Source organism: Enterobacter sp. HG048 (assembly GCF_024702055.1).
Taxonomy (GTDB): domain Bacteria; phylum Pseudomonadota; class Gammaproteobacteria; order Enterobacterales; family Enterobacteriaceae; genus Enterobacter; species Enterobacter dykesii.
This window is the reverse complement of the sequence record NZ_JANLIZ010000015.1, coordinates 37,795-63,109: the sequence shown is the minus strand read 5'-3', so window position 1 is coordinate 63,109 and position 25,315 is coordinate 37,795. Positions and strand designations below refer to the sequence as shown.

Here is a 25,315-nt window from a genome sequence, read left to right as displayed (position 1 = left end):
TGTGGGAGAGGGTCAGAGTGAGGGCATCAGGCCGCGGCCTATTCGACAAAAATATGCGGATAGAACCGCGACAGATCCTGCGTGATCAGCGCGCGATCTTCGCGAATACCAATCCCGGCCGGTTGATCGTTGATAAGCCAGCTGCCAATCAGGGTATAGCTGTCGCCAAATTTCGGCAGTTGCCAGAACTCCTGGACGATCATCCCTTCTTCGCCGTACGGCCCTTCAACCGCTTCCAGCGTCTTACCGTTTTCGATAATCGAGACGTTTGCGCCTTCGCGGGAGAAGATCGGCTTAACGACGTATTTCTCCATTTGCGGGTAATCATCTTCCGCAAAATACGCTGGCAGCAGGTTCGGGTGGTTCGGGAACATCTCCCAGAGCATCGGCAGCAGGGCTTTGTTAGAGATAATGCTCTTCCATGCCGGCTCCAGCCAGCGCACGCCAGCATCTTCCAGCTTGGTGGAAAACATCTCGCGCAGCATGTATTCCCACGGGTATAGCTTGAACAGGTTGCTGATCACCTGGTCCTGCATATCCGTAAACTGCCCTTTTTCACCCAGGCCGATATCTTCGATGTAGAGGAACTCGGTCGCCACTTCCGCTTCTGCGGCGCAGTCCTGCAGATACTGAACCGTGCCACGGTCTTCTTCCGTGTCGCGGCAGCAGGCGAGATGGAGCAGGTTAAAGCCATGCTGTTCACGCAGCTCGGCAAAACGCTCAATCAGCTTTTCCTGGAGGCTGTTAAACTGGTCGCTGCCTTCCGGCAGGTTTCCGGCATTGGCCTGGTCTTCCAGCCAGATCCACTGAAAGAACGCCGCTTCGTACAGAGAGGTTGGCGTATCGGCGTTGTTTTCCAGAAGCTTCGGTTCACCTTTGCCGTCCCACGCCAGATCCAGGCGAGAGTAAAGCGAAGGTTGATTCGTTTTCCACGACTGGCGCACAAAGCCCCAGGTGTGCTTCGGAATGCGGAACTTTGCCATCAGCTCGTCGCTGTCGATGACCTTTTCCACAACCTTCAGGCACATCTGGTGCAGCTCGGCCGTCACCTCTTCCAGTTTTTCCACCTGAGCCAGCGTGAGCCTGTAATAGGCGTCTTCACACCAGTACGGCTCGCCGTACATGGTGTGAAAGTTAAAACCGTACTCGGTGGCTTTTTCGCGCCAGTCCGGGCGCTCGGTGATACTGACTCGTTCCATGATCAGCCGCCCATTGAGCGAGTAGAGGAGGTGCCTGTCGCACTGCGCTGCATGCTGGTCTGCTTCGCCACTGATTCACCAAACCCGCCGCGGGTGATGGTGCTGGTGGTGGCAGGCTTCGGTGCCATCGCCGTTTTCGGAACGTTCACTGTGCGGCCTGGGGTCGCTGCGCCGTAGCCTTTGCCGCTGGCATCGGTATATTGACCGTAAGCCGGGCTGGCCGGGTTTTTCGAGCTAAACAGCGGCTGCTGCTGGTAGCCCGCACCGCCGCCCATCAGGCGACCCATCATGTAGCCAGCCATCAACGGCATCCAGAAGCTGCCGCTGGACTGCGCCTGCGCCTGATTTTCAGATGCGGTGCCTGCCTGAGCCGGTGCCTGCTGGCACTGACCTTCACCGAACTCCGCCACGCAGTCTTCGCGTGAGGCATATTTCGGTGCAGTACGTTCCGCTTCTTTCAGCGCGCTGGTGTAAGCCGTTTTACATTCAGCGGCTTTGCCGGTTGCGGCGGAGCAGTCGTCTGCGTTTTGATACAGCGATACCGTTTCGTCATTTTTCTCACAGCCTGCCAGCATAAAGACAGCCGTGACCGCCAGCGCAACAGGGGTGAGGTGACGCGCGTTCCAGCTCTTACGGAACGAAGCGTGATTTATGGATTTTGTCCGTTTCATCTTTGTCTTCCAGGACCCAGTGGTAATAACGCTCAGGATAGAGGATGAGTGGTTGAAAATGAAGCGAAGAGGGGCGGAATCAGGGGGATCTTTACGTTGGCTTACGTTCGGATGTGATTCAGATGCGCCCTCTCCCTGTGGGAGAGGGCCTGGTCATAACTTAATTACGGAACGGATTATTGCCTTTGCTGGCGGATGTAGTGGTACGCGCAGCGGCTGGCTGTGCCGCCGGGGTGTTGCCGTTAGCGTTGAAGTTATCAACCGCGGCAACCTGCTCCGGGTTCTCCGGCGCAACGCTGTCCGGAGAGGTGGAAACCGGTTTACCCAGCGCGCTGTTCAGCATCTGCAGATCTTGCTCGTTCAGCGTACCCAGAGCCTGTTTGATGTTCAGCTGGTTAATCAGGTACTGGTAACGCGCGCTGGAGAGTTGCTGTTTGGCGTTGTACAGCGTGGTGGTCGCGTCAAGCACGTCCACGATAGTACGCGTACCGACCGAATAGCCCGCTTCCATCGCGTCCAGGGAGCTCTGTGCAGACACAACGGCCTGTTTATAGGCGTTGATGCTGCTGATGGAGGCGTTTACGTTGTTGAAGGAGGAACGCACGGTCTGCACCACGTTGCGGTGCGCGCTTTCCAGCTGCTCGCTCGCGCCAACAAAGTTGTACTGCGCCTGTTTCACCTGAGAGTTAACCTGACCGCCCTGGTACAGCGGTAGGGAGAAGCTCAGACCCACTTTGTTCTGACCCATATTGCTGTCGTCATACTGGGACGTATTGGTTTTAGAGCCGCTGTAGGTCGTGTCGGAAACGCCGGTAGACGCGCTCAGGCTCAGGGTTGGCAGATGGCCGTCCTGCGCCTGACGAATTTGCTCGCGGGCCAGATCCTGGCTCAGACGCGCCTGCAGCAAACTCAGGTTGCGGTTTTCCGCCTCTTTCAGCAGGGCGTTAACGGCCTGCGGTTTATCCGTTTTAAAGCTGTCCACGTTCAGCGACGCCAGCTCAGGATAGTAATTCCCGGTGACCTGACGCAGGGACTCCAGCGCGTTGTCGAGGTTGTTACGCGCGGTCACTTCGTTAGCCAGCACGGTGTCGTACTGTGAACGGGCGTTCTGCACGTCGGTGATCGCCACCAGGCCCACGTTGAAACGCTGGGTGGTTTGATCTAACTGGCGGTAAATCGCCTGTTTCTGCGCTTCGGTGTAGGAGAGTGCGTCAATCGCGCTCAGCACGTTGAAGTACGCCGTGGCGGTGTTCAGGATCAGCGTCTGCTGGTCGGTCTGATAGGTCACATCCTGGATACCCGCACTCTTTTCCTGCAGGGTCAGGGCGCGCCATTTGGACATATCAAACAGCGTCTGTGTCAATTGCAGTGAGGCGCTGGTAGCATTGGAGTTTACGCCGTTAGCGTCGCGGAAACCGTTGCTGTAGGTATAATCTGCACCTAAACCTAACTGTGGCAGCAAGGGGCTACGCGCTTCGTTAATCTTTTCAAACGCAGCATCACGATCGGCCGCTGATTTACGTAAATCAGGGTTGCCCAGACGTGCCTGCTGGTAGACCTGTAACAGGTTTTCCGCCTGGCTCATTGCACTGAAGCCCGTCAGGCTCAGGCCGATAAGGATGGGGAGCAATTTCTTCATTTGCATTCCTTGTTGTGAAGCAGTATTAGCGCTGATCTAATTAAAAAATAATTGCCGATTCTAACAGAATCTTCCATACCAAAAGGTTGGCGTAACGTGCCATCTGGCGGTAATTTGCACCAATCTACCATATAGCCTTACAAACGGCAGCCAAACAGCCTTGAAATTCACAATTTCATCACCATTGCTACCAGGACTCGACTCATGCAAAAACCAGAAAAGTTGCCCGTGACATTCGCCAAAAACGATGTAGAAATTATTGCACGAGAAACGCTTTATAGCGGTTTTTTTTCAATGGATCTTTACCGTTTCAGGCATCGCCTGTTTAACGGGGAAATGAGCGGGGAAATCAGACGCGAAATTTTTGAGCGCGGGCATGCGGCAGTCTTGCTACCCTTTGACCCAGTGCGTGACGAAGTTGTGCTGGTGGAGCAGATCCGCATCGCCGCTTATGACGTCAGTGAGAGTCCGTGGCTGTTGGAGATGGTGGCCGGGATGATCGAAGAAGGTGAGACGGTTGAAGACGTCGCCCGACGCGAGGCGCTGGAAGAGGCCGGGCTGGTGGTGGGCCGCACTAAACCGGTGCTGAGCTATCTGGCAAGCCCTGGGGGCACCAGCGAGCGCTTGTCCATTATGGTGGGCGAAGTGGACGCCACGACGGCGGAAGGGATCCACGGTCTGGCAGATGAAAACGAAGATATTCGGGTTCATGTGGTGAGCCGGGAACAGGCTTATCAATGGGTAGAAGAGGGGAAAATCGACAACGCAGCGTCTGTCATCGCCCTGCAATGGCTACAGCTGCATTATCAGACATTACGAAACGAGTGGAAAAAATGAAGCGCTATACGCCTGACTTCCCAGAAATGATGCGCCTGTGCGAAACCAATTTCGCACAGTTGCGCCGCCTGCTGCCGCGAAACGACGCACCCGGCGAAACGGTAAGCTATCAGGTGAGCAACGCGCAGTATCGGTTAACGATAACAGAATCAACGCGCTACACTACGCTGGTGGAGATTGAGCAAACGGCACCCAGCATTAGCTACTGGAGCCTGCCGTCGATGACGGTGCGCCTCTATCACGACGCGATGGTCGCTGAAGTGTGTTCAAGCCAGCAGATCTTTCGCTTCAAGGCGCGGTATGATTACCCGAATAAAAAGTTGCATCAACGCGACGAAAAGCATCAAATTAACCAGTTTTTAGCCGACTGGCTAAGATATTGTTTAGCACATGGAGCAATGGCGATTCCGGTTTGTTAGCGTCATAAACCTACCTAAGGACACCATTTGGAAAGCCTGTTGAACCTGACTGTTGCTGGTGGGGCGCCAGTCAGGATATTACAAATCACCGATACCCACCTTTTTGCCGAAAAGCATGAAACGCTGCTGGGGGTGAATACCTGGGAGAGTTATCAGGCGGTACTTAGCGCCATTCACGCCGAAAACCGTGCATGCGATCTGATTGTCGCAACGGGCGATCTGGCGCAGGATCAATCCTCTGCGGCCTACCAGCATTTTGCTGAAGGCATCGCGAGCTTTAGCGTGCCTTGCGTCTGGCTGCCGGGAAACCATGACTTCCAGCCCGCCATGTACAGTTCTCTTCAGGATGCGGGGATTTCTCCGGCGAAATGTGTTTTTGCGGGTGAACAGTGGCAGATCCTGCTGCTTGACAGCCAGGTGTTTGGCGTCCCGCACGGTGAGTTAAGCGAGTTTCAGCTCGACTGGCTTGAGACCAAACTGGCTGCTGAACCTGAACGGCACACGCTGCTGTTGCTGCATCATCATCCTCTGCCGGCGGGCTGTAGCTGGCTCGATCAGCACAGCCTGCGCAACTCCGCAGCGCTGGATCGCGTGCTGGCGAAATTCCCTCGGGTGAAAAATCTGCTGTGCGGGCATATTCATCAGGAGCAGGATCTCGACTGGAACGGGCGCCGCATGCTGGCGACGCCGTCGACCTGCGTTCAGTTTAAGCCGCACTGCGCCAACTTTACGCTGGATACCATCGCGCCGGGCTGGCGCTGGCTGGAACTGCATGCCGACGGCACGCTGACCACGGAAGTCTGCCGTTTGACCGGTGCAAAATTCCGCCCGGATACCGCTTCAGAAGGCTATTGATGTCTACGCTCCTTTATCTGCACGGATTCAACAGCTCGCCGCGCTCCGCAAAAGCGACACAGTTTCGCCAGTGGCTGAACGAGCATCACCCCGACGTTGAGATGATTATCCCGCAGCTGCCGCCTTACCCGGCAGAGGCCGCGGAGATGCTGGAATCTATTGTGCTTGCGCACGGCGGCGAAACCTTCGGTGTGGTCGGTTCATCCCTGGGCGGGTACTACGCCACCTGGCTCTCACAATGCTTCATGCTGCCCGCCGTTGTGGTTAATCCGGCGGTTCGGCCATTTGAGCTGCTGAGGGACTTTCTTGGCGAAAACGAGAACCCCTACACCGGCCAGCAATATGTGCTAGAGTCACGCCATATTTACGATCTCAAAGTTATGCAGGTCGACCCGCTTGAGGCGCCGGATCTCATCTGGCTGCTGCAACAGACGGGTGATGAAGTGCTGGATTACCGCCAGGCAGTGGCGTATTACGCCTCCTGCCGCCAGACTATAGAAGAGGGCGGAAACCATGCTTTCACGGGCTTTGAGAATCATTTCACCCAGATTGTCGATTTTCTTGGACTGCACAGCCACTGACAATCAATGCGAATTGCTAGTTTAAATCATGACGCAAACCTATAACGCTGATGCCATTGAGGTCCTCACCGGGCTTGAGCCGGTTCGCCGCCGCCCGGGGATGTACACCGATACGACGCGCCCAAACCATCTGGGCCAGGAAGTTATTGATAACAGTGTGGACGAAGCGCTGGCGGGCCATGCCAAACGCGTTGACGTCATTCTGCACGCCGATCAGTCGCTGGAAGTCATCGACGACGGGCGCGGCATGCCGGTGGATATCCACCCGGAAGAGGGCGTACCTGCCGTTGAGCTGATCCTCTGTCGTCTGCATGCGGGCGGTAAGTTCTCCAACAAGAACTACCAGTTCTCCGGTGGTCTGCACGGCGTTGGCATTTCCGTGGTCAACGCCCTGTCCAAACGCGTGGAAGTGAACGTCCGTCGCGACGGTCATGTCTACAACATCGCGTTTGAAAACGGCGATAAGGTGCAGGATCTGCAGGTTGTCGGCACGTGCGGCAAACGCAACACCGGCACCAGCGTCCACTTCTGGCCTGACGAAAGCTTCTTCGACAGCCCGCGCTTTTCCGTTTCTCGCCTGACGCACCTGCTGAAAGCCAAAGCGGTGCTGTGTCCGGGCGTGGAAATAACCTTTACCGATCACGTTAACAATACCGCACAAACCTGGTGCTACGCCGATGGTCTGAACGATTACCTGTGCGAAGCGGTAAACGGCCTGCCGACGCTGCCGGAAAAACCGTTCGTCGGTAACTTTAGCGGTGATACCGAAGCGGTGGACTGGGCGCTGCTGTGGCTACCTGAAGGCGGCGAGCTGCTGACGGAAAGCTACGTCAACCTGATCCCGACCATGCTCGGCGGTACGCACGTCAACGGCCTGCGTCAGGGGCTGCTGGATGCGATGCGCGAATTCTGCGAATACCGCAATATTCTGCCGCGCGGCGTAAAGCTGTCGGCGGAAGATATCTGGGATCGCTGCGCCTACGTGCTCTCCGTGAAGATGCAGGATCCGCAGTTTGCCGGTCAGACCAAAGAGCGCCTGTCGTCACGCCAGTGCGCGGCGTTCGTCTCCGGCGTGGTGAAAGATGCGTTTACCCTGTGGCTGAACCAGAACGTTCAGGCGGCAGAGATGCTGGCGGAAATGGCGATTTCCAGCGCCCAGCGTCGTCTGCGTGCCGCGAAGAAAGTGGTGCGTAAAAAGCTGACCAGCGGCCCTGCGCTGCCGGGCAAGCTGGCGGACTGTACCGCGCAGGATCTCAACCGTACCGAGCTGTTCCTCGTGGAAGGGGACTCGGCGGGCGGATCGGCCAAGCAGGCGCGCGATCGTGAATATCAGGCGATCATGCCGCTTAAAGGGAAGATCCTGAACACCTGGGAAGTCTCGTCCGATGAAGTGCTGGCCTCGCAGGAAGTCCACGATATCTCGGTCGCGATCGGCATCGATCCGGACAGCGACGATCTGAGCCAGCTGCGCTACGGCAAGATCTGTATCCTCGCGGATGCGGACTCCGACGGTCTGCACATCGCCACGCTGCTCTGCGCGCTGTTTGTGAAACACTTCAAAACGCTGGTGAAAAACGGTCACGTCCACGTGGCGCTGCCGCCGCTCTACCGTATCGACCTTGGCAAAGAGGTTTACTACGCGCTGACGGAAGAAGAGAAAGCGGGCGTGCTGGAACAGCTGAAGCGCAAGAAGGGCAAACCGAACGTGCAGCGCTTTAAAGGGCTGGGTGAAATGAACCCGATGCAGCTTCGCGAAACGACGCTGGATCCGAACACGCGCCGCCTGGTGCAGCTGACGATCAGCGACGAAGACGAACAGCAGACCAACGCCATGATGGATATGCTCCTTGCCAAGAAACGTTCGGAAGACCGACGTAACTGGCTGCAGGAGAAAGGCGATATGGCGGATATTGAGGCCTGATGCCCTCACCCTAACCCTCTCCCGCCGGGAGAGGTAATGGATCGTAGGCCCGGTAAGCGCTAGCGCCACCGGGCTTTTTTACGTCAAAACTCCATCTTCACCGTAAACTGCACTTCGCGCGGATCGCCAATCTGGTTGCCCAGGTTGTTGGTTGCAATGGACGACGTGTAGTAGGTCTTATCAAACAGGTTTTTCACGTTCACCTGCAGCGTCACCGGATACTGCAGCTTCATCTTGTACGCCGCAAAGGCATCCGCCACGAAATAGCCCGGCAGATAATAATCCGCACCGTTGGTTGCTGAGCGACGGCTCACGCCGTGCCCGCCGCCGCCCAGCGTCAGGGTATTCCCGGCAAACGCATTGTGAATATCGTAGGTCAGGAACAGGGAGCCGGTATGGCGAGGCACGTTCGGTAGCGGTTTGCCCGCGTAGTCCGGATCTTCCAGCACCTTCGCGTCGGTATAGCCGTAGCTGGCGATAATATTGGTGTTCTCGGTCAGCGATCCGGCGAGATCCACTTCCACGCCCTGCGAGCGTACGCGGCCCGCGGTTTTGGCGACGGTTTCATCTCCAATGCTTTCGGTGTACAACACGTTGCGTTTATGGATATCAAAAAGCGCGATGTTAGCGGTAATCCCGTCGAAAATGTCAAACTTAGCGCCGATTTCATACGCGTTTGACGTTTCCGGCGGCAGGTCGCCAATGTAGCTCGCAATGGAAGACTGCGGCATAAACGTCTGGGAATAGTTGGCAAACAGCGAGACCGCCGGGGTGAGCTTATAAACAAGACCCAGCTTTGGCGTCCACTGGTCGTCGCGGCTGTCGGTGTTCACGTTAAACGGACGGCCTTTCCCCGCGTACTGGGTGTAATACTGATAGCGCATGCCTGCGACGGCGATCCACTTATCGGTCAGGTACAGCGCGTCCTGCGCATAGGCGGAGTAACTCTCCTGCTTAATGGTTTGATCGCTGTCGGATGCCGAGACGGTGGTGCACTTGCCGAGGCTGCCGTAGCTCGGGTGGTAAATATTGAAACCCTTCACGTTCTTACAGCGGATCATGTCCGTACGCAGCAGATCGTAATTCTCATACGACACGCCGGTCAGGATCTCATTGTAAAAGCCCGCGATGTCCACGTTCCCTTGCAGATCCGCGCGCGTCGTGTGCATACGCTGGGTCGAGCCCTGGGTCGCATCCACGCGGCGGGTCAGGTTGCCGGTTTTGGAATCGTAGGCCATCACGCGGGCCTGGTTATCGCTGTATTTATCCTGGCTGTAGCTATAGTCGAACTTTGCGGTCCACTCACTGTTGAGGCGATACTCCGCGTTGAGCTGAGCGAGATCGGACTGGCCGTCGGTCACGTTAAACGGTTCGTCGAAGCGGGTTTTGCGATCGACGTCGACGGCTTTTTTAGTGTTGAGATCGAAGATCGTTCCGCGATCGAACGGCGTTTTATAGTCGCGATGCGAATAGAGCACGGTTACGGTGGCGTCGTCGCCAAACCAGGTCAGCGACGGGGCGATAAAGGTGCTACGTTCGTTGCCGAAATTACGCCAGTAATCCTCATCCTGATACTCACCCGTGAGGCGATACGCCAGGCGCGTACCGTCAATCGGGCCGGTAACATCGATCTGTCCGGTGCCGCCGCCAAAGCTGGAAGAGGTGGCGGAGAGGGAACCGCCGAAGGTTTTCTCCGGGCGTTTGGTGACGACGTTGATCAGACCACCCGGATCGAGAATGCCGTAGAGCGTCGAGGCCGGGCCTTTCAGCACCTCCACGCGCTCGGTTGCGGCATTAAAGCTGCGCGGCAGGACGGTGCGCAGACCGTTGGTCATGATCGAGCCGTCGCGGTTCGCGCCAAATCCGCGGCGCACGAAGGCATCCTGCGTACTGCCCAGGGTGTTGGTCTGCACCACGTTGCTAACGTTATAGAGCGCTTCATCCAGCGTGGTGGCATGCTGATCCTCCAGCACTTTATCGCTGACGGTATTGACCACCTGCGGTATATCCAGCATCGGCATGTTGGTTAACGTCGCGGTGGAGGTGTTCAGCGGCTGATAGCCATTCGTGGCCTCCGCCGTCTTATTTGGATCGGCGGTGACGGTAAGCGTTTCGCCGTCTTTAGCCGCGGTGTTATCTGCTGCCTGCACCAGCGGCGCCATGAACAGCAGTGAAAAGAGCGCGCGCCCTTTTATCCCAGAGAGTGAAGGTGTGAACGTAGCCATTACATCTGTTATCCCGAAATATCCCGCGAATGACGTTTCGCGGAAAAATGTGTGAGTCATTGCCCTTTACGGTCTGTCCGTTAGCCACGGCGGGCATCGGACATGTAATTGAGAATCATTCAATCATGCGCGAATGTAGTAGTAAATGGAAAAAAGAAAAAATCGACTACAACGTTTCGCCGGGCATACAAGCGCCGAGGAATAATGATTAACTTATTGAAATAAATGTTTTTGCAAGCCGTTCAGTATTCATTTTCCATCAGTCTTATCCCTGGTTTTATCAGGGTGTTTCTTCTCTTGACTACTACATGGCGCAGCGTCAAACTCTCAAAAGAGAATGATTTTTATTTATATTTGTTGCGCTTTTTTATTACGTTGGCATTCACGTGGCTCACAACACAAAAAAACCGGGACTGGTTCTGGAGAACCTCTCTGCGGGCTATCAGAAAAAAATCATCGTTGATGATATCTCCCTTGCGATCCCACAGCAGAAAATGACCGTGCTGGTAGGGGCGAACGGCTGCGGAAAATCCACGCTGCTGAGCACCATTGCGCGCTTGCTTCAGCCGCTTGGCGGCGGGGCAGTTCTCGACGGTAAGGCGATCCACGAGCAGCCGACCAAAGCTGTTGCCCGCGAGCTGGGTATCCTGCCGCAGTCTCCGCTGCTGCCTGAAGGGTTAACCGTCTTTGAGCTGGTCTCGCGCGGGCGTTTTCCCTGGCAAAACTTTATGCGCCAGTGGAGCGACGAGGACGAGCTGGCGGTGGAAGAGGCCCTGCGCCTGACCGGCACGGCAGAGTTTGCCCATATGGCGGTGGAAAGCTTATCCGGTGGCCAGCGTCAGCGCTGCTGGATCGCTATGGCGCTGGCGCAGCAAACGCCGTATATCCTGCTTGACGAGCCCACGACGTTTCTCGATCTCCGCTATCAGGTGGAGATCCTGGAACTGCTGCACGCCCTGACCCGCCAGCACGGACGTACCGTCGTGGTGGTGCTGCACGATCTCAACTTCGCCGTAAACTACGGCGATTCGCTGGTCTTTTTACGCCAGGGGAAAGTTGAAGGCGTATTGCATGAGGGCGATGCCTGCACGCCGGAGCTGATTAAAGCGGTGTTTGATGTGGACGTGCATATGTCCATCAACCCGTTGACCGGCAAGCCGTTCTTTATGCCGTTTCGCCAGAGCAGCGTTCAGCCATGATGCGCTCCTCTCTGGCCTTCCCGATCTTCGCATTGCTGCTGGCGCTGGGCGCGATAATGCATCTGGGCATCGGCGCGCGCTTCATTGCCCCGCAGACGGTGGTGGAGGCATTTTTCCATTTCGATCCGCGCAATTTCGACCATAACGTCATTATCAAATTAAGACTGTTGCGCCTCTGCGCCGCGATGGTGACGGGCGCCTCGCTCGGCGTGGCGGGCGTGCTGCTGCAGTCTGTGATCCGCAACCCGCTCGGCGAGCCGCATATTCTGGGACTCAACGCCGGGGCCGCGCTGGCGGTAGTGATTACCAGCGCGCTTGGGCTATCGCTGCCGTTTGGTCGCCCGCTCGTTGCCGCCGCCGGTGCCGCCGCGCTGTTTTTGCTGGTGCTGATGTTCTCCTCGTCCGGTCGCACCGGGCTTACGCCGATGAAGGTCACGCTGTGCGGCGTGGCGATGTCGGCGTTTGCCTCGTCGATTACCGCCGCGGTGTTAATCCTCGATGAACAGACGCTGCTCGCCATGCGCACCTGGCTGGCAGGAGACCTGGCCGGGGTCAGCATACAGACGCTCCGGAGCGCCCTGTGGGCTGCAACAGCCGGTTTTGTTCTCGCCATCGCGCTGTCGCCCTCGCTCAATATGCTGGCGCTGGGAGACCGAATGGCGCAGGGGCTTGGGGTGTCGCTGCTGAAAACTCGCCTGCTCGCCCTGCTGGCGATTGCGCTGCTCTGCGGCGCGGCCGTCTCCATTGCCGGGCCGATTGGCTTTATCGGCCTCGTGGTGCCGCAGCTCATCCGCCGTCTGGTGTCGGTCGATTTACGCGTGATGGTGCCGCTGTCTGCCCTGTGTGGCGCGCTGGTTCTGCTGCTGGCGGATATCGCCGCCCGCACGTTGTTTACGCCCTGGGAGCTGGCAACCGGCATCATGACGGCCCTGGTCGGCGCACCCGTATTCATCTTTATGGCGTCGAGGATGTTCAAATGAACCGGGCCGGATTCCGCGCGATCCGTATTGGCCGTTTATCGGCGCTGGTTCGCCCGAGGGCGCTGGCGTGCCTGACGCTTTTATCTCTGGTGGCGCTAAGCCTGCTGGGTTTTGGCCTGACGCACGGTTCTCTGCCCATTCCCACCTCCGCCATCGGGCGGGCGCTGTTTTCGCCTGAGAGCCTGACGGCGGAGACGCACTACATCGTGATGGATATCCGCCTGCCGCGCCTGCTGATGGCGGTGCTGTGCGGCGCGATGCTCGGCATGGCGGGGGCGGCAATGCAGTCCATCACCCGCAATGGCCTGGCTGACCCCGGACTTATCGGCGTGAAGGAGGGCTGTAGCGCGGCGGTACTGCTGCTGATTTTTCAGTTCCCGGCGCTGGGCCTGGCCTGGCGTCCGCTGGTCGGCATGGCCGGAGGGCTACTTACCGCGCTGCTGGTCATTGCCCTGGCACGCGATATCTCGCGCCCGCGGTTCATCCTGATCGGCATCGGCGTGTCGTGGGCGTTTGCCGCCGCAATGGGCGTCTTTATCACCACCGCCGACGTGCGCGACGTGCAGACGGCGATGCTGTGGCTGGCGGGAAGCCTGCATGCGGCAAACTGGACGCTGGTGGGCCTGGCTGCGCTCTGGGCTGCCCCCGCGTTTGCGCTGTTGCTGTTAACCGCACGGGCTGCGGACGTGGCTTTGCTCGGCAATCAGGCCGCCGTGGGCCTTGGCGTGCGCACAACCCGGCTGGCGCTGCTGCGGGTTCTCGCTCCGGTGGTGCTGACGGCGGCCTGCGTCTCGTGCGTGGGCAGTATTGGTTTCGTGGGGCTGATTGCCCCGCATATGGCGCGCCTGCTGCTGCGCGGTGGGCAAACCGCGCTCCTGACGGGAAGCGCCGTGCTGGGCGCGCTGCTGGTGCTGCTGGCGGATAACGTCGGACGTCTGGCATTCCTCCCGCTGCAGCTGCCGGCGGGAATTGTGATTTCATTGATTGGCGGACCGTTTTTCCTGCTGCTGCTCTGGCAGCGTCGGGACAGATTTTAGGAGACTATGATGCGCGTACTGTTTTCGATGCTGTTGCTGGTGGGGTTCGCGGTGGGGGCGGCGGAGCCGACGCAGACGTTTACTGACGATCTGAACCGAAAAGTGGTGGTGCCGGTTCATCCGAAGCGGATTGTTTCATTACACGATCTGGATATCACCATTCCGCTGATTGAGCTTGGCGTGCCGCCGGTGGCAAGCCATGGCCGCACGCGGCCGGATGGCAGCCACTTTCTGCGCTCAAGCGGCATGTTGACCGGCGTCGACTTCGATAATTCCGACATTAAATTTATCGGTACGGCCGATATCGACATTGAAGCCATCGCCGCCGCAAAGCCTGACCTGATCGTTACCGAGCCGACCCGCAACACCCCGGTGGAACAGCTGGCGAAAATTGCCCCGACGGTGAGCATCGATCATCTCGACGGCGGCGCGCCGGAGATCTACCGCAAGCTGGCTCAGCTCACGGGCACGCAGGCAAGGCTAGACATTCTGGAACGCCGCTATCAGGAACAAATCAAGGCGCTGAAGGCGACTATTGATACCAGCAAGGTGACCGTGTCCGTGATTCAGGCGAATCAGGGGAAGATTAACGCCATGCACAGCTACCACTCGCTGGGCCGCGTTCTGCGCGACGCAGGATTCAAATTCCCGCCGCTGATTGAGTCCATCCCGGAAGGGGGACGGATTGACGTCAGCGCCGAGCGCCTGCCGGAGCTGGATGCCGATTTCGTCTTCGCCACCTGGCGCGGGGATACGGGCGGTAAACCGCAGGACGAGCTGGCGGCGATGGATGCGGTCATGCCGGGCTGGTGTCAGTTCCTGAATGCCTGCCGAACCGGGCATTACGTGCTGATCTCGCGTGAAGAGGCCATCTCGAATTCGTACGCCTCGTTAGGTCTGATGGCCGCGCAGGTGCAGTCGCAGATTGCCGGGCGTCCGCTGCCGGAGGCGTCACGGTGATCCGCAAAGAGAAAGGGCGCGTGGATGTCTATGGCGACCGCTTTCGCGCGCGTGCGCATCAGCTGACGCCGCGTCTGCTTCAGGTTGCACGCTATATCCATGACAACCGCGAAGCGGTAATGGAACAGACCGCAATGGAGATTGCGACGCTGTTGAAAACGTCGGATGCCACGGTGGTCCGCGCCATTCAGGCGCTGGGTTTCGCCGGGCTGCGCGATCTCAAGCAAACGCTGGAGCAGTGGTTTGGTCCGGTGGTCACCTCCAGCGAAAAGATGTCCACCACGGTGAATACGCTCGCCAGCGACGTCAACGCGAGCATTGATTTCGTGCTGGAGGGGCATCAGCACACCTGCGAGGTGTTATCCGAGCCCCACAACCGCTACGCAATGGCCCAGGCGGTCTCTCTGCTGGCGCAGGCGAGGCAGGTCGCCATATTTGGCATTGGCGCCTCCGGCATTCTGGCCGAGTACACCGCCAGGCTGTTCAGTCGTATGGGGTTACCCGCCACGCCGCTTAACCGTACAGGGATAGGGCTTGCCGAGCAGCTGATTGCGCTTCAGCGCGGCGACGTGCTGGTGATGATGGCGCAGAAATCCGCGCACCGGGAGGGGCAAACCACGCTGCGTGAAGCAAAACGGCTGGGCATTCCCACCATCCTGCTAACCAATGCCCTCGATTCGCGTTTCAGCAAGGAGGTCAGCGTGGTGATCCACGTTCCGCGCGGCGGCGAAAAAGGCAAAATTCCGCTCCACGGCACGGTACTGCTGTGTCTGGAGATGATCATTTTATCCGTCGCCTCCACCGAGCCGCAGCGCACCATCAAGTCGATGAAGCGCATCAACGAGTTACACCGTGGGTTAAAGCCGGGGAAGAAAAGTACCTAAAAACAAAGCCCGGTGGCGCTGACGCTCACCGGGCCTGGATCTGTTCTCCCTCTCCTTTCGGGAGAGGGCAGGATGAGGGGAAACTTAAACCCCTTGCTCCAGAATGCGGATGTGGGTTTCCAGCACGTCACCCTTCACCGCGTCGCTCCACGCTTTCATGTGCGCGGTCTGCAGGTGCGCTTCAAGATGCGCGACGGTTTCCCACTGCTCAACCATGATGATCGAGTCTGGCGCGGTCGCCTGGAAACTGGCGTCAGTGGCGGCATCCACCATCGGCGCGTAGCCGTGGCAGCCTTCTTCTTTCAGTACGGTCGGGATAATTTTCGCGAACTGATCCAGCACCGCCTGACGGTGATGTTGACCTGGACGAGTACGGATTTCTGCGATTACGGTAAGCATGTTTACACTCCTTTAATTCCAGGCTACCAGTTAAGCAAAAATTTCCGCGAGATGCTTGCGATATTCTGCGATATAGCTCGGGACGTCAGGCATTTTAATCACGTCGTTGACGATAAAGGTCGGCAGCGGATCCATGCCCAGGAACTGGTTAGCCTTGTGGAACGGCAGGTACGCGCCGTCGACGCCCACGCCTTCGAAGAACTGATCTTTATCGGTGAAGGCTTCCAGCGGTGCGTTCCAGGTCAGCGAGAGCATATATTTTTTGCCCTGAATCAGGCCGCCCGAGCCGTATTTTTTGGAGGCGTCAGAGCGGGTGCGGCCATCGCTGGCATACAGCGAACCGTGACCTTCGGTGAACACGTCGTCCATGTATTTTTTCACGGTCCACGGCGCGCCCATCCACCAGCCTGGCATCTGCCAGATCACCACGTCAGCCCACAGGAAGTTCTGCACTTCGGCCTTCACGTCATAATTGCTGTCTGCACGCACGACCTTAACATCATGCCCGGCGTCGCGCAGGAAACCGTCCGCGACCTCGGTCAGGGTGTCATTCAGCTGGCCTTTAGAGTGCGCAAATTCTTTTGCACCGTTGATAATCAGGATGTTGCTCATTAGTTGTCCTCGATGATGAGAGTATGGCGAGTATTCTACGCGCGAGGACGGTGCGGTAAAATGAGCAAAATGTGCAAAGTCTTTTGCGTTAAACGCAATAATCCCTACCAGCTGACCTTCGCTTCAAAACCGCCTTCAGGCGCATTGCTCAGCGAAACGCGCATCCCGTGCAGGGCGGCGATGCGCTTTACAATGGATAACCCCAGCCCGCTGCCCGTGGCCTCCTGACCCGGTGGACGATAAAAGCGCTCGCCGATGCGCGCCAGCGCGTCCGGTGAAATGCCGGGGCCGTTGTCGCGCACGGTAAAGCCACGCGCGTCCAGCGTCACGTCCACCACGCTGCCGCGCGGGCTGTAGCGAATCGCGTTATCCAGCAGGTTGCGCACCAGAAGGCTCAGGAGCAGCTGCTGACCGGTGCGTGTCACCTCTGGTGCATGGATGTTCAGGCGAATATCAATGCCCGCCTGCTGCGCCGGATGCCAGATATCCAGCACGGCCGACTGCAGTAAGTCGGCCAGAGGAATCGGTTCGACATCGTCAAGGTTATCCAGCGAGTCCAGACGCGACAGCGTAAGGAGCTGATCCACCAGCCGGGAAGCGCGGTCAATGCCCGCATGCAGCTGCATCAGTGCCTTTTCCTGCGCCTGCGGATCGTCATGAGAGAGCTGCGCCACGTCAGTTTGCACCTTCAGTGCCGCCAGCGGGCTGCGTAGCTCGTGGGCGGCATCGGACGTAAAGCGGCGCTCGCGGGTCATCATCTCCTGGGTGCGCGCGAAGAGGTGATTCAGAGAATCAAGCAGGGGACGCACTTCCGTCGGGACACCCTCCGTCGGCAGTTTATCGGTGGCATCCGGCGAGCGGGAGCGCAGGGTCAGCGCCAGCTTTTTCAGCGGCTTCAGCTCCCGACTCAGGAGGACGATCAGCAGTAGCAACATCACGGGCAGCGCCACCAGCCAGGGGGTCAGCTGCGAGCTGACCACGTCCAGCGCCATCTCCTGGCGGTACTCCCACTCCTGGCCGACCACCACGCGGTACTTCCCGTCGGGTGACGTCAGCCATAAGAAGCGCCATTCATCGTTGTCGTCTTTGAGCCTCCCGTCATCAAACCCGTCGCGGCGATAGTGGTACGGTATATCGCGTCCGTTTTCACCGTCGTTGAGGAGCATTTTGCCGTCGACGGCGTAAATGGCGAAAGCCAGCGCGTCGTCGTCCAGACGACCGTGCTTCACTTTTTTCGGGATCTCGCGCATGCGTTCGGGGGCGCGGATCTCGTCCAGATCCATCGTCAGCAGCCGTTTGGCAAACAGCATCTGCTGGGTATCGAACAGCTTGTCGAGCTTGTGGGTCGTCTGCTGCCAGGCGACCAGGCTGGCTGCAAACCATGCCGTCAGAGAGAGCAGCAGGAAGAGAAGCGTCAGGCGCAGCTTCAGGCTCAGTTTCATGCGTCACCCAGGGTGTAGCCGATGCCGTGCACGGTGCGGATAAACTCGCTCCCAAGCTTGCGGCGCAAATGATGGACGTGAACCTCGATGGCGTTGCTGGAGACGTCATCGTCCCAGGTATAGAGTTTTTCCTCGATCAGCTTTCGCGGCAGCACCCGACCAGCGTTACGCATTAACAGCTCCAGCAGCGCGAACTCTTTCGGCTTGAGCGTCAGCGGCTCACCGTCCAGCGTGGCGACGAGACGGGTCGGATCGAGCGTGACCTTCCCATGACGCAGCTCGCTACGCGCCTGGCCGTGGCTGCGGCGGACCAGCGCTTCGAGGCGGGCACCCACTTCGATTAGCGCGAACGGCTTACAGAGATAATCATCCGCCCCAAGACGCAGCCCTTCGACGCGCTGGTTCAGCGCATCCCGCGCCGTCAGAATCAGTACCGGCTCGCTGCGACCGCTTTCGCGCCACGCGCTCAGGATCTCCAGACCGTCAATTTCCGGCAGCGTCAGATCCAGCACCACGGCATCATAGGGCGCAGAGGAGAGCGCGGCCTGACCGGTTTTTCCGTCGGTAAACCAGTCCACGCTAAAGCCCATTTTGCTTAACCCCGCCTTGATACCGTCGCCGATTAACCTGTCGTCTTCTACCAGTAAAATGCGCATATTCCCTCCTTGATGTGGTCAGTAAACCCTCTGTAAGCGCCTGCTGTACAGCAATAATAAATAAATTTTTCCCTTAAGAAGTTGTTAAGGATTACCCTGTTTAATGGATTACGAAACCACATTAAAGGGAGAGATTAATATGAAAAAATTCGCTGCCGTTGCTGCCATCATGATGATGACCACTGCCCCTGTTTTTGCTGCGCAGGGCGGATTTAGCGGCCCGTCTGCAACCGCGACCCAGACGCAAACCCAGCAGGGCGGTTTTGTCGATAACAACGCCAACCTCACCACCGCGGCAAAAGTGAAGGATCTGAAAGACGATGCCTGGGTAAAGCTGCGCGGGAACATCACCGAGCGCCTGTCCGATGATCGTTACACCTTCCGCGATGAGTCCGGCACGGTAGTGGTTGAGATCGACCACAAGCGCTGGAACGGCGTAACCGTCACCCCGCAGGATAAGGTCGAACTTCAGGGTAAAGTTGATAAAGACTGGAACGAGTTTGAAATCGACGTGAAGCAGGTCATCAAGCTAAACAAATAACCCGAAATGGGCCGCATAAGCGGCCCTTTTTCTTTGTGACTCAACTCGTCAGATAGGGTAGTATCTGCGGCAATATTGCCTGAAACCCTTCGGTTTCTGAGTTGAGGAATCACACGTAATGAGCGATATGGCAGAGCGCCTCGCGCTACATGAATTCACGGAAAACGCCTACCTGAACTACTCCATGTACGTCATCATGGACAGGGCGTTGCCGTTTATCGGGGATGGCCTGAAGCCCGTTCAGCGCCGCATCGTCTATGCGATGTCCGAACTGGGGCTGAACGCCACCGCCAAGTTCAAGAAATCCGCCCGTACCGTCGGTGACGTACTGGGTAAATACCATCCGCACGGCGACAGCGCCTGTTATGAAGCGATGGTGCTGATGGCGCAGCCGTTCTCTTACCGCTATCCACTAGTGGACGGGCAGGGGAACTGGGGTGCGCCGGACGATCCGAAATCCTTCGCGGCGATGCGTTATACCGAATCCCGCCTCTCTAAATATGCCGAAGTGCTGCTGGGCGAGCTGGGTCAGGGAACCGTTGACTGGGTGCCAAACTTCGACGGTACGATGCAGGAGCCGAAGATGCTGCCTGCGCGTCTGCCGAACATCCTGCTGAACGGCACCACCGGTATCGCGGTCGGTATGGCGACGGACATTCCGCCGCACAACCTGCGTGAAGTGGCGAAAGCCGCCATTACCCTGATCGAGCAGCCGAAAGCGACGCTCGACGAGCTGCTGGATATCGTGCAGGGGCCAGATTTCCCGACCGAAGCCGAGATCATCACCTCGCGCGCGGAAATCCGCAAAATCTACCAGAACGGTCGCGGCTCCGTGCGTATGCGCGCGGTGTGGAATAAAGAGGACGGCGCCGTGGTGATCACCGCGCTGCCGCATCAGGTTTCCGGTGCCAAAGTGCTGGAGCAGATCGCCTCCCAGATGCGCAATAAAAAGCTGCCGATGGTGGACGACCTGCGCGACGAATCGGATCACGAGAACCCGACCCGTTTGGTGATCGTGCCGCGCTCCAACCGCGTGGACATGGAGCAGGTGATGAACCACCTGTTCGCCACCACCGATCTGGAAAAAAGCTACCGCATCAACCTGAACATGATTGGCCTCGACGGACGCCCGGCGGTGAAAAACCTGCTGGAGATCCTCACCGAATGGCTGACCTTCCGCCGCGATACGGTCCGTCGTCGTCTGAACCATCGTCTGGAGAAAGTGCTTAAGCGCCTGCATATCCTCGAGGGTTTGCTGGTGGCGTTCCTCAATATCGATGAAGTGATTGAGATCATCCGTACCGAGGACGAGCCGAAGCCGGCGCTGATGTCGCGCTTTGGCATCAGCGAAACCCAGGCCGAAGCGATCCTCGAGCTGAAGCTGCGCCATCTCGCCAAGCTGGAAGAGATGAAGATTCGCGGCGAGCAGAACGAGCTGGAAAAAGAGCGCGATCAGCTGCAGGCGATCCTCGCGTCCGAGCGCAAGATGAACACCCTGCTGAAGAAAGAGCTGCAGGCCGATGCCGATGCCTTCGGCGACGACCGTCGTTCTCCGCTGCACGAGCGCGAAGAGGCGAAGGCGATGAACGAGCACGACATGCAGCCGTCCGAGCCGGTGACCATTGTTCTGTCGCAGAGCGGCTGGGTGCGCAGCGCCAAAGGCCACGATATCGACGCGCCGGGCCTGAGCTACAAAGCGGGCGACAGCTTCAAAGCGGCGGTGAAAGGCAAGAGCAACCAGCCGGTGGCGTTTATCGACTCCACCGGCCGCAGCTACGCCATCGACCCGATTACGCTGCCTTCCGCGCGCGGGCAGGGCGAGCCGCTCACCGGCAAGCTGACGCTGCCGCCGGGGGCGACGGTTGACCATATGCTGATGGAAGCCGATGACCAGAAGCTGCTGCTGGCGTCCGATGCGGGCTACGGCTTTATCTGTACCTTTAACGACCTGGTCTCCCGTAACCGTGCCGGTAAGGCGCTGATTAGCCTGCCGGACAACGCCCACGTGATGGCGCCGCTGGTGATCGAGAACGAAAGCGACATGCTGCTGGCGATCACCACCGCCGGGCGTATGCTGATGTTCCCGGTCAGCGATCTGCCGGAGCTGTCTAAAGGCAAGGGCAACAAGATCATCAACATCCCGTCGGCGGAAGCCGCGAAAGGCGAAGATAGCCTGGCGCACCTCTTCCTCCTGCCGCCGCAGAGCACGCTGACCATTCACGTCGGCAAGCGTAAGATCAAGCTTCGTCCGGAAGAGCTGCAGAAAGTGGTGGGTGAGCGCGGTCGCCGCGGCTCGCTGATGCGCGGCCTGCAGCGCATCGACCGCGTGGAGATTGACTCTCCTGCACGCAGCACCGCGGGTGACAGCGAAGAGTAATGTCGTGATATCCCCCTCTGCCCGGAGGGGGAGTTTCAATAAAATTTCCCGTAAAATCGTTGTTAATTCGTGCGTTGCGATTAACAATACGCGCTCGTAATAAAGTCCTTACCTGGCCACAGGTGAAGTATAATTGTCAGCTGTTGGGGCTTCAGAGGTCGCTATGCTATATATTGTTCGTCTTATTCTTACCGTTATCTACTGCATTCTGGTCTGTATTTTCGGCTGCATCTACTGCCTGTTCAGTCCGCGTAATCCGAAGCATGTTGCCACCTTTGGCCATATGTTCGGTCGTCTTGCGCCGCTGTTTGGTCTGAAGGTTGAAAAACGTCTGCCTGAAGGGGCGGAGAATTTCGGTAACGCCATCTATATCGCCAACCATCAGAACAATTACGATATGGTGACCGCCGCAAATATCGTGCTTCCACCGACCGTGACGGTGGGGAAAAAAAGCCTGCTGTGGATCCCGTTTTTTGGCCAGCTTTACTGGCTGACCGGTAACCTGCTGATCGACCGTAACAACCGCGCGAAAGCGCACAGCACCATTGCGGAAGTGGTGAATCATTTTAAAAAGCGCAAAATCTCAATCTGGATGTTCCCGGAAGGAACGCGCAGCCGCGGCCGCGGCCTGCTGCCGTTTAAAACCGGGGCGTTTCATGCCGCAATTGCGGCAGGTGTTCCAATTATTCCTGTGTGCGTTTCCAATACTTCGAATAAGATTAATCTTAACCGCCTGAATAACGGGCTGGTGATTGTCGAAATGCTGCCACCCGTCGATACCAGCAAATACGGTAAAGACCAGGTGCGCGAGCTGGCAGCGCACTGCCGTGAGCTGATGGCTCAGCATATTGCGCAGCTCGACAAAGAAGTCGCAGAGAGAGAAGCCGCCGGTAAGATTTAATCCGGCGTTGAAGGGAAAACGAATTCCCGCGTTGTTAGTCGTTTCAGATGGAGCTTATATGTCACTCAGTCGGCGTCAGTTTATTCAGGCTTCCGGGATCGCCCTTTGTGCGGGTGCGATGCCGCTGACAGCCAGCGCCGCCGGGCAGCAACAGCCGCTGCCCATTCCGCCATTAATTGAATCTCGTCGCGGTCAGCCGCTTTTCCTGACGCTGCAGCGTAGCCACTGGTCCTTTACCCAGGGGACGCGCGCGCCGGTCTGGGGCATTAACGGACGTTACCTTGGGCCGACCATACGCGTGTGGAATGGCGATGACGTAAAGCTCATCTACAGTAACCGTACCCCTGAAAATGTCGCCATGACCATCAGCGGCTTACAGGTGCCTGGCCCGTTGATTGGCGGCGCGGCGCGAATGATGTCACCCAGCGCCGACTGGGCGCCGGTTCTGCCGATTCGCCAGAGCGCGGCCACCCTTTGGTATCACGCCAACACGCCTAACCGTACGGCGCAGCAGGTTTATAACGGCCTGGCCGGAATGTGGCTGGTGGAAGATGAGGTCAGCAAATCTCTGCCGATCCCGAACCACTACGGCGTGGATGATTTCCCGATTATCATCCAGGACAAACGTCTGGATAATTTCGGTACGCCAGAATACAGCGAGCCGGGCAGCGGTGGCTTTGTCGGCGATACGCTGCTGGTCAACGGTGCGCAAAGCCCGTATGTCGAGGTCTCGCGCGGCTGGGTGCGCCTGCGCCTGCTCAACGCGTCTAACTCGCGCCGCTATCAGCTGCAAATGAGCGATGGCCGACCTCTGCACGTGATCTCCGGCGACCAGGGCTTTTTACCGGCCCCGGTGTCCGTCAAACAGCTGGCGCTCTCGCCGGGTGAACGTCGCGAAATTCTCGTGGACATGACCAACGGGGATGAAGTGTCGCTAACCTGCGGTGAAGCGGCCAGCATTGTGGACCGTATTCGCGGGTTCTTTGAACCGTCGAGCATACTTGTCTCGACCCTGGTGCTGACCCTGCGTCCAACCGGTCTGCTGCCGCTGGTGACCGATAGCCTGCCAATGCGCCTGCTGCCGCAGGAGATCATGAGCGGCTCGCCGGTGCGCAGCCGTGATATCAGCCTGGGCGATGACCCGGGCATCAACGGCGCGCTGTGGGACGTCAACCGCATCGACATTACCGCGCAGCAGGGCACCTGGGAGCGCTGGACGGTCCGTTCAGATATGCCGCAGTCGTTCCATATTGAAGGGGTGGCATTCCTGATCCGCAACGTCAACGGAGCGATGCCGTTCCCGGAAGACCGCGGCTGGAAAGATACCGTCTGGGTGGACGGTCAGGTTGAACTGCTTGTCTACTATGGTCAGCCTTCGTGGCCGCACTTCCCGTTCCTGTTCCACAGCCAGACGCTGGAGATGATGGACAGGGGCTCCGTAGGGCAGATGCTGATCAACCCCGCACCTTAACCCCAACATTCCCGGTTCGCCGGGAATGGTTTATGCCCGCCAGAAAAAGCGCGAGAACAGAATCAGCACCGGGTAAATTTCCAGACGCCCTAAGATCATCGCCGCGCACATCAGCAGTTTTGCCCCCTCTGTTAACGTGCCGAACGTCGACGCCGTCTCGCCAAACCCCAGCCCCATGTTGTTGATACAGGCGGCAACCGTTGCGAATGACGTAAACAGGTCGTAGCCCATCAGATTAAGCGCCCAGACAAAAAAGCCCGTGATCATCACGTAGAGAAAGAAGAAGCTCCACACCGAGCGCAGGACGCGTTCATTCACCACGCTTTTGCCCACCTTAATGCTCAGTAGCGCGCGCGGATGCGCCAGCTGGTTCATCTCCTGAATACTCTGCTTGAACATAATGAGAAAACGCAGGGCTTTGATCCCGCCGCAGGTCGAGCCTACGCAGCCGCCAAAAAAGCTGGCGCTCAACAGCAGGAAAATGGTGTGTGCGGGCCATTGGGCATAATCGGCTGTCGAAAGGCCGTTATCGGTCATCATTGAACTGGCAAGGAAGAATGCGTGCACCAGGCTATCCGTAGCGTTGTACATCCCGGCATGCCAGACCTGCCAGGCGGTGATGACAATAATCACCGCGGCGGCGCTCAGAAAGAATCTCACCTCAGGGCTGCGGCGAATCGGCTTCAGGGTGCGTCGGACAATGGCGACGTACCAGAGGGTGAAGTTGAACGCGGAGAGCAGTGAAAACGCCCCGGCGACCAGTTCAATCGCATGGCTGTCATAAAACCCAATGCTCTCGCTACGGGTGGAGAACCCGCCCAGCGACACGGTCGACAGCCCGTGACAGAGGGCGTCAAAAAAGGACATCCCCGCCAGCCAGTAGGCCAGGGTGCAGGCCACCCCCAGCGCGAAGTAGGTCACCCACAGCGTACGCGCAGTATCGGCAAGGCGGGGCGTCAGGCGCTCCTCCTTGAACGGCCCCGGCATCTCTGACTGATAGAGCTTCATGCCGCCAATGCCCAGAAGCGGCAGGACCGCGACGGCCAGCACGATGACGCCTAACCCGCCAATGAAATTCAGCTGTGCGCGGTAATAAAGGTACGACTTAGGCAGGGCGCTGACGTCCCCGATCACCGTTGCCCCGGTGGTGGTGATCCCGGAAACCCCTTCAAAGAGCGCGTCGGCAAAGGAGAGCTGCAGCCCGTCGTCCATCCAGAGTGGCATGGCGCTAATGAATGAAAACAGCAGCCAGAACAGCACGATAATGACAAACCCATCGCGGGTGCGCAGCTGTATGCCCGCGTGACGGGTTGCGCGCCAGGTTAGCCCTCCGAGAGTAAAAAAGGTTAAAAAGGTGGTCAGAAAGGCAAAGTAGGTCCGCTCTTTATTCAGCAGGGCGATAACCATCGGCGGCAGCATAGAAAGGCTGTACAGCAGAACCAGAAAACCGCAGAGATGAAGGACAACCCGCAGCTGGGATACATGTAACGAATCGTTGGGCTTCACGAC

Annotated in this window: 23 protein-coding genes; 14 read left to right on the top strand and 9 right to left on the bottom strand. The window is 58.1% G+C overall.

The features are described 5' to 3' along the window. Positions 1–38 precede the first annotated feature (38 nt). From NUX24_RS16700 to tolC, 3 genes are all read right to left on the bottom strand, one after another. Entirely contained in the window at positions 39–1,199 is a 1,161-nt protein-coding gene (locus NUX24_RS16700) for a glutathionylspermidine synthase family protein (RefSeq protein ID WP_257832928.1), read from the bottom strand. Between the two features lie 2 nt (positions 1,200–1,201). After that, positions 1,202–1,870 (bottom strand): DUF1190 family protein, encoded by a 669-nt coding sequence (locus NUX24_RS16695; protein ID WP_257832926.1) that lies wholly within the window; start codon positions 1,868–1,870, stop codon positions 1,202–1,204. A 160-nt stretch (positions 1,871–2,030) separates the two neighbouring features. Beyond that, positions 2,031–3,509 carry an outer membrane channel protein TolC gene (tolC, locus tag NUX24_RS16690; RefSeq protein WP_063439524.1) on the bottom strand — a complete coding sequence of 493 codons (1,479 nt, stop codon included), beginning with the start codon at positions 3,507–3,509 and terminating at the stop codon, positions 2,031–2,033. 204 nt (positions 3,510–3,713) lie between these two features. Here tolC and nudF point away from each other — a divergent pair, with 204 nt between their 5' ends. The 5 genes from nudF to parE are packed head-to-tail and all read left to right on the top strand — an operon-like array spanning position 3,714 to position 8,122. After that, positions 3,714–4,346, top strand: coding sequence for an ADP-ribose diphosphatase (gene nudF, locus NUX24_RS16685; protein ID WP_008502974.1), 633 nt, complete (start codon positions 3,714–3,716; stop codon positions 4,344–4,346). Then, the gene (locus NUX24_RS16680; RefSeq protein ID WP_003862516.1) at positions 4,343–4,765 is read left to right on the top strand and encodes a DUF1249 family protein; all 423 of its coding nucleotides are present in this window, start codon (positions 4,343–4,345) and stop codon (positions 4,763–4,765) included. The genes nudF and NUX24_RS16680 overlap by 4 nt, the downstream gene beginning before the upstream one ends. Positions 4,766–4,792: 27 nt before the next feature. Beyond that, positions 4,793–5,620 (top strand): 3',5'-cyclic-AMP phosphodiesterase, encoded by an 828-nt coding sequence (cpdA, locus tag NUX24_RS16675; protein ID WP_024906493.1) that lies wholly within the window; start codon positions 4,793–4,795, stop codon positions 5,618–5,620. Then, on the top strand, positions 5,620–6,201 hold the full coding sequence (gene yqiA, locus NUX24_RS16670) for an esterase YqiA (protein WP_257832923.1): 582 nt from the start codon (positions 5,620–5,622) through the stop codon (positions 6,199–6,201). The genes cpdA and yqiA overlap by 1 nt, the downstream gene beginning before the upstream one ends. 28 nt (positions 6,202–6,229) lie before the next feature. Continuing rightward, positions 6,230–8,122, top strand: a complete 1,893-nt coding sequence (parE, locus tag NUX24_RS16665) for a DNA topoisomerase IV subunit B (protein WP_257832922.1) — start codon at positions 6,230–6,232, stop codon at positions 8,120–8,122. Between the two features lie 83 nt (positions 8,123–8,205). On the opposite strand, the gene NUX24_RS16660 is transcribed toward parE, so the two are convergent. Continuing rightward, positions 8,206–10,347 carry a TonB-dependent siderophore receptor gene (locus NUX24_RS16660; RefSeq protein WP_257832920.1) on the bottom strand — a complete coding sequence of 714 codons (2,142 nt, stop codon included), beginning with the start codon at positions 10,345–10,347 and terminating at the stop codon, positions 8,206–8,208. A gap of 386 nt (positions 10,348–10,733) precedes the next feature. On the opposite strand from NUX24_RS16660, the gene NUX24_RS16655 reads away from it, so the two are divergent. The 5 genes from NUX24_RS16655 to NUX24_RS16635 are packed head-to-tail and all read left to right on the top strand — an operon-like array spanning position 10,734 to position 15,407. Beyond that, positions 10,734–11,546 carry an ABC transporter ATP-binding protein gene (locus tag NUX24_RS16655; protein WP_214576953.1) on the top strand — a complete coding sequence of 271 codons (813 nt, stop codon included), beginning with the start codon at positions 10,734–10,736 and terminating at the stop codon, positions 11,544–11,546. Next, a complete protein-coding gene (locus NUX24_RS16650; RefSeq protein ID WP_126329340.1) occupies positions 11,543–12,526 on the top strand; it encodes an iron ABC transporter permease in 984 nt (327 codons plus the stop codon). The genes NUX24_RS16655 and NUX24_RS16650 overlap by 4 nt, the downstream gene beginning before the upstream one ends. After that, positions 12,523–13,563, top strand: coding sequence for an iron ABC transporter permease (locus NUX24_RS16645; RefSeq protein ID WP_214576955.1), 1,041 nt, complete (start codon positions 12,523–12,525; stop codon positions 13,561–13,563). The genes NUX24_RS16650 and NUX24_RS16645 overlap by 4 nt, the downstream gene beginning before the upstream one ends. A 9-nt stretch (positions 13,564–13,572) precedes the next feature. Beyond that, positions 13,573–14,523 (top strand): iron-siderophore ABC transporter substrate-binding protein, encoded by a 951-nt coding sequence (locus tag NUX24_RS16640; protein ID WP_193807218.1) that lies wholly within the window; start codon positions 13,573–13,575, stop codon positions 14,521–14,523. After that, complete coding sequence (locus tag NUX24_RS16635; RefSeq protein ID WP_257832918.1) at positions 14,520–15,407, top strand: MurR/RpiR family transcriptional regulator; 888 nt, start codon at positions 14,520–14,522, stop codon at positions 15,405–15,407. The genes NUX24_RS16640 and NUX24_RS16635 overlap by 4 nt, the downstream gene beginning before the upstream one ends. Positions 15,408–15,491: 84 nt before the next feature. On the opposite strand, the gene NUX24_RS16630 is transcribed toward NUX24_RS16635, so the two are convergent. From NUX24_RS16630 to qseB, 4 genes are all read right to left on the bottom strand, one after another. After that, positions 15,492–15,806 (bottom strand): putative quinol monooxygenase, encoded by a 315-nt coding sequence (locus tag NUX24_RS16630; RefSeq protein WP_008502984.1) that lies wholly within the window; start codon positions 15,804–15,806, stop codon positions 15,492–15,494. 30 nt (positions 15,807–15,836) lie between these two features. Further along, positions 15,837–16,418: an NAD(P)H-dependent oxidoreductase gene (locus tag NUX24_RS16625; protein ID WP_023333418.1), complete on the bottom strand. Its 582-nt coding sequence runs from the start codon at positions 16,416–16,418 to the stop codon at positions 15,837–15,839. A 104-nt stretch (positions 16,419–16,522) separates the two neighbouring features. After that, positions 16,523–17,860: a quorum sensing histidine kinase QseC gene (gene qseC / locus NUX24_RS16620; protein ID WP_257832916.1), complete on the bottom strand. Its 1,338-nt coding sequence runs from the start codon at positions 17,858–17,860 to the stop codon at positions 16,523–16,525. Beyond that, entirely contained in the window at positions 17,857–18,516 is a 660-nt protein-coding gene (gene qseB, locus NUX24_RS16615) for a quorum sensing response regulator transcription factor QseB (RefSeq protein ID WP_257832914.1), read from the bottom strand. The genes qseC and qseB overlap by 4 nt, the downstream gene beginning before the upstream one ends. A gap of 139 nt (positions 18,517–18,655) precedes the next feature. Here qseB and NUX24_RS16610 point away from each other — a divergent pair, with 139 nt between their 5' ends. The 4 genes from NUX24_RS16610 (at position 18,656) to ftsP (ending at position 23,806) form a co-directional block, all read left to right on the top strand. Continuing rightward, positions 18,656–19,057 (top strand): YgiW/YdeI family stress tolerance OB fold protein, encoded by a 402-nt coding sequence (locus NUX24_RS16610; protein WP_126329352.1) that lies wholly within the window; start codon positions 18,656–18,658, stop codon positions 19,055–19,057. A 118-nt stretch (positions 19,058–19,175) separates the two neighbouring features. Continuing rightward, a complete protein-coding gene (parC, locus tag NUX24_RS16605; protein WP_047650119.1) occupies positions 19,176–21,434 on the top strand; it encodes a DNA topoisomerase IV subunit A in 2,259 nt (752 codons plus the stop codon). 163 nt (positions 21,435–21,597) lie between these two features. Further along, the gene (gene plsC, locus NUX24_RS16600) at positions 21,598–22,335 is read left to right on the top strand and encodes a 1-acylglycerol-3-phosphate O-acyltransferase (RefSeq protein WP_029740707.1); all 738 of its coding nucleotides are present in this window, start codon (positions 21,598–21,600) and stop codon (positions 22,333–22,335) included. A 58-nt stretch (positions 22,336–22,393) separates the two neighbouring features. Beyond that, complete coding sequence (gene ftsP / locus NUX24_RS16595) at positions 22,394–23,806, top strand: cell division protein FtsP (RefSeq protein ID WP_047650121.1); 1,413 nt, start codon at positions 22,394–22,396, stop codon at positions 23,804–23,806. 30 nt (positions 23,807–23,836) lie between these two features. Here the strand turns inward: ftsP and NUX24_RS16590 are convergent, their stop codons facing one another. Then, on the bottom strand, positions 23,837–25,312 hold the full coding sequence (locus NUX24_RS16590; RefSeq protein ID WP_047650123.1) for a TrkH family potassium uptake protein: 1,476 nt from the start codon (positions 25,310–25,312) through the stop codon (positions 23,837–23,839). Between the last annotated feature and the right edge of the window lie 3 nt (positions 25,313–25,315).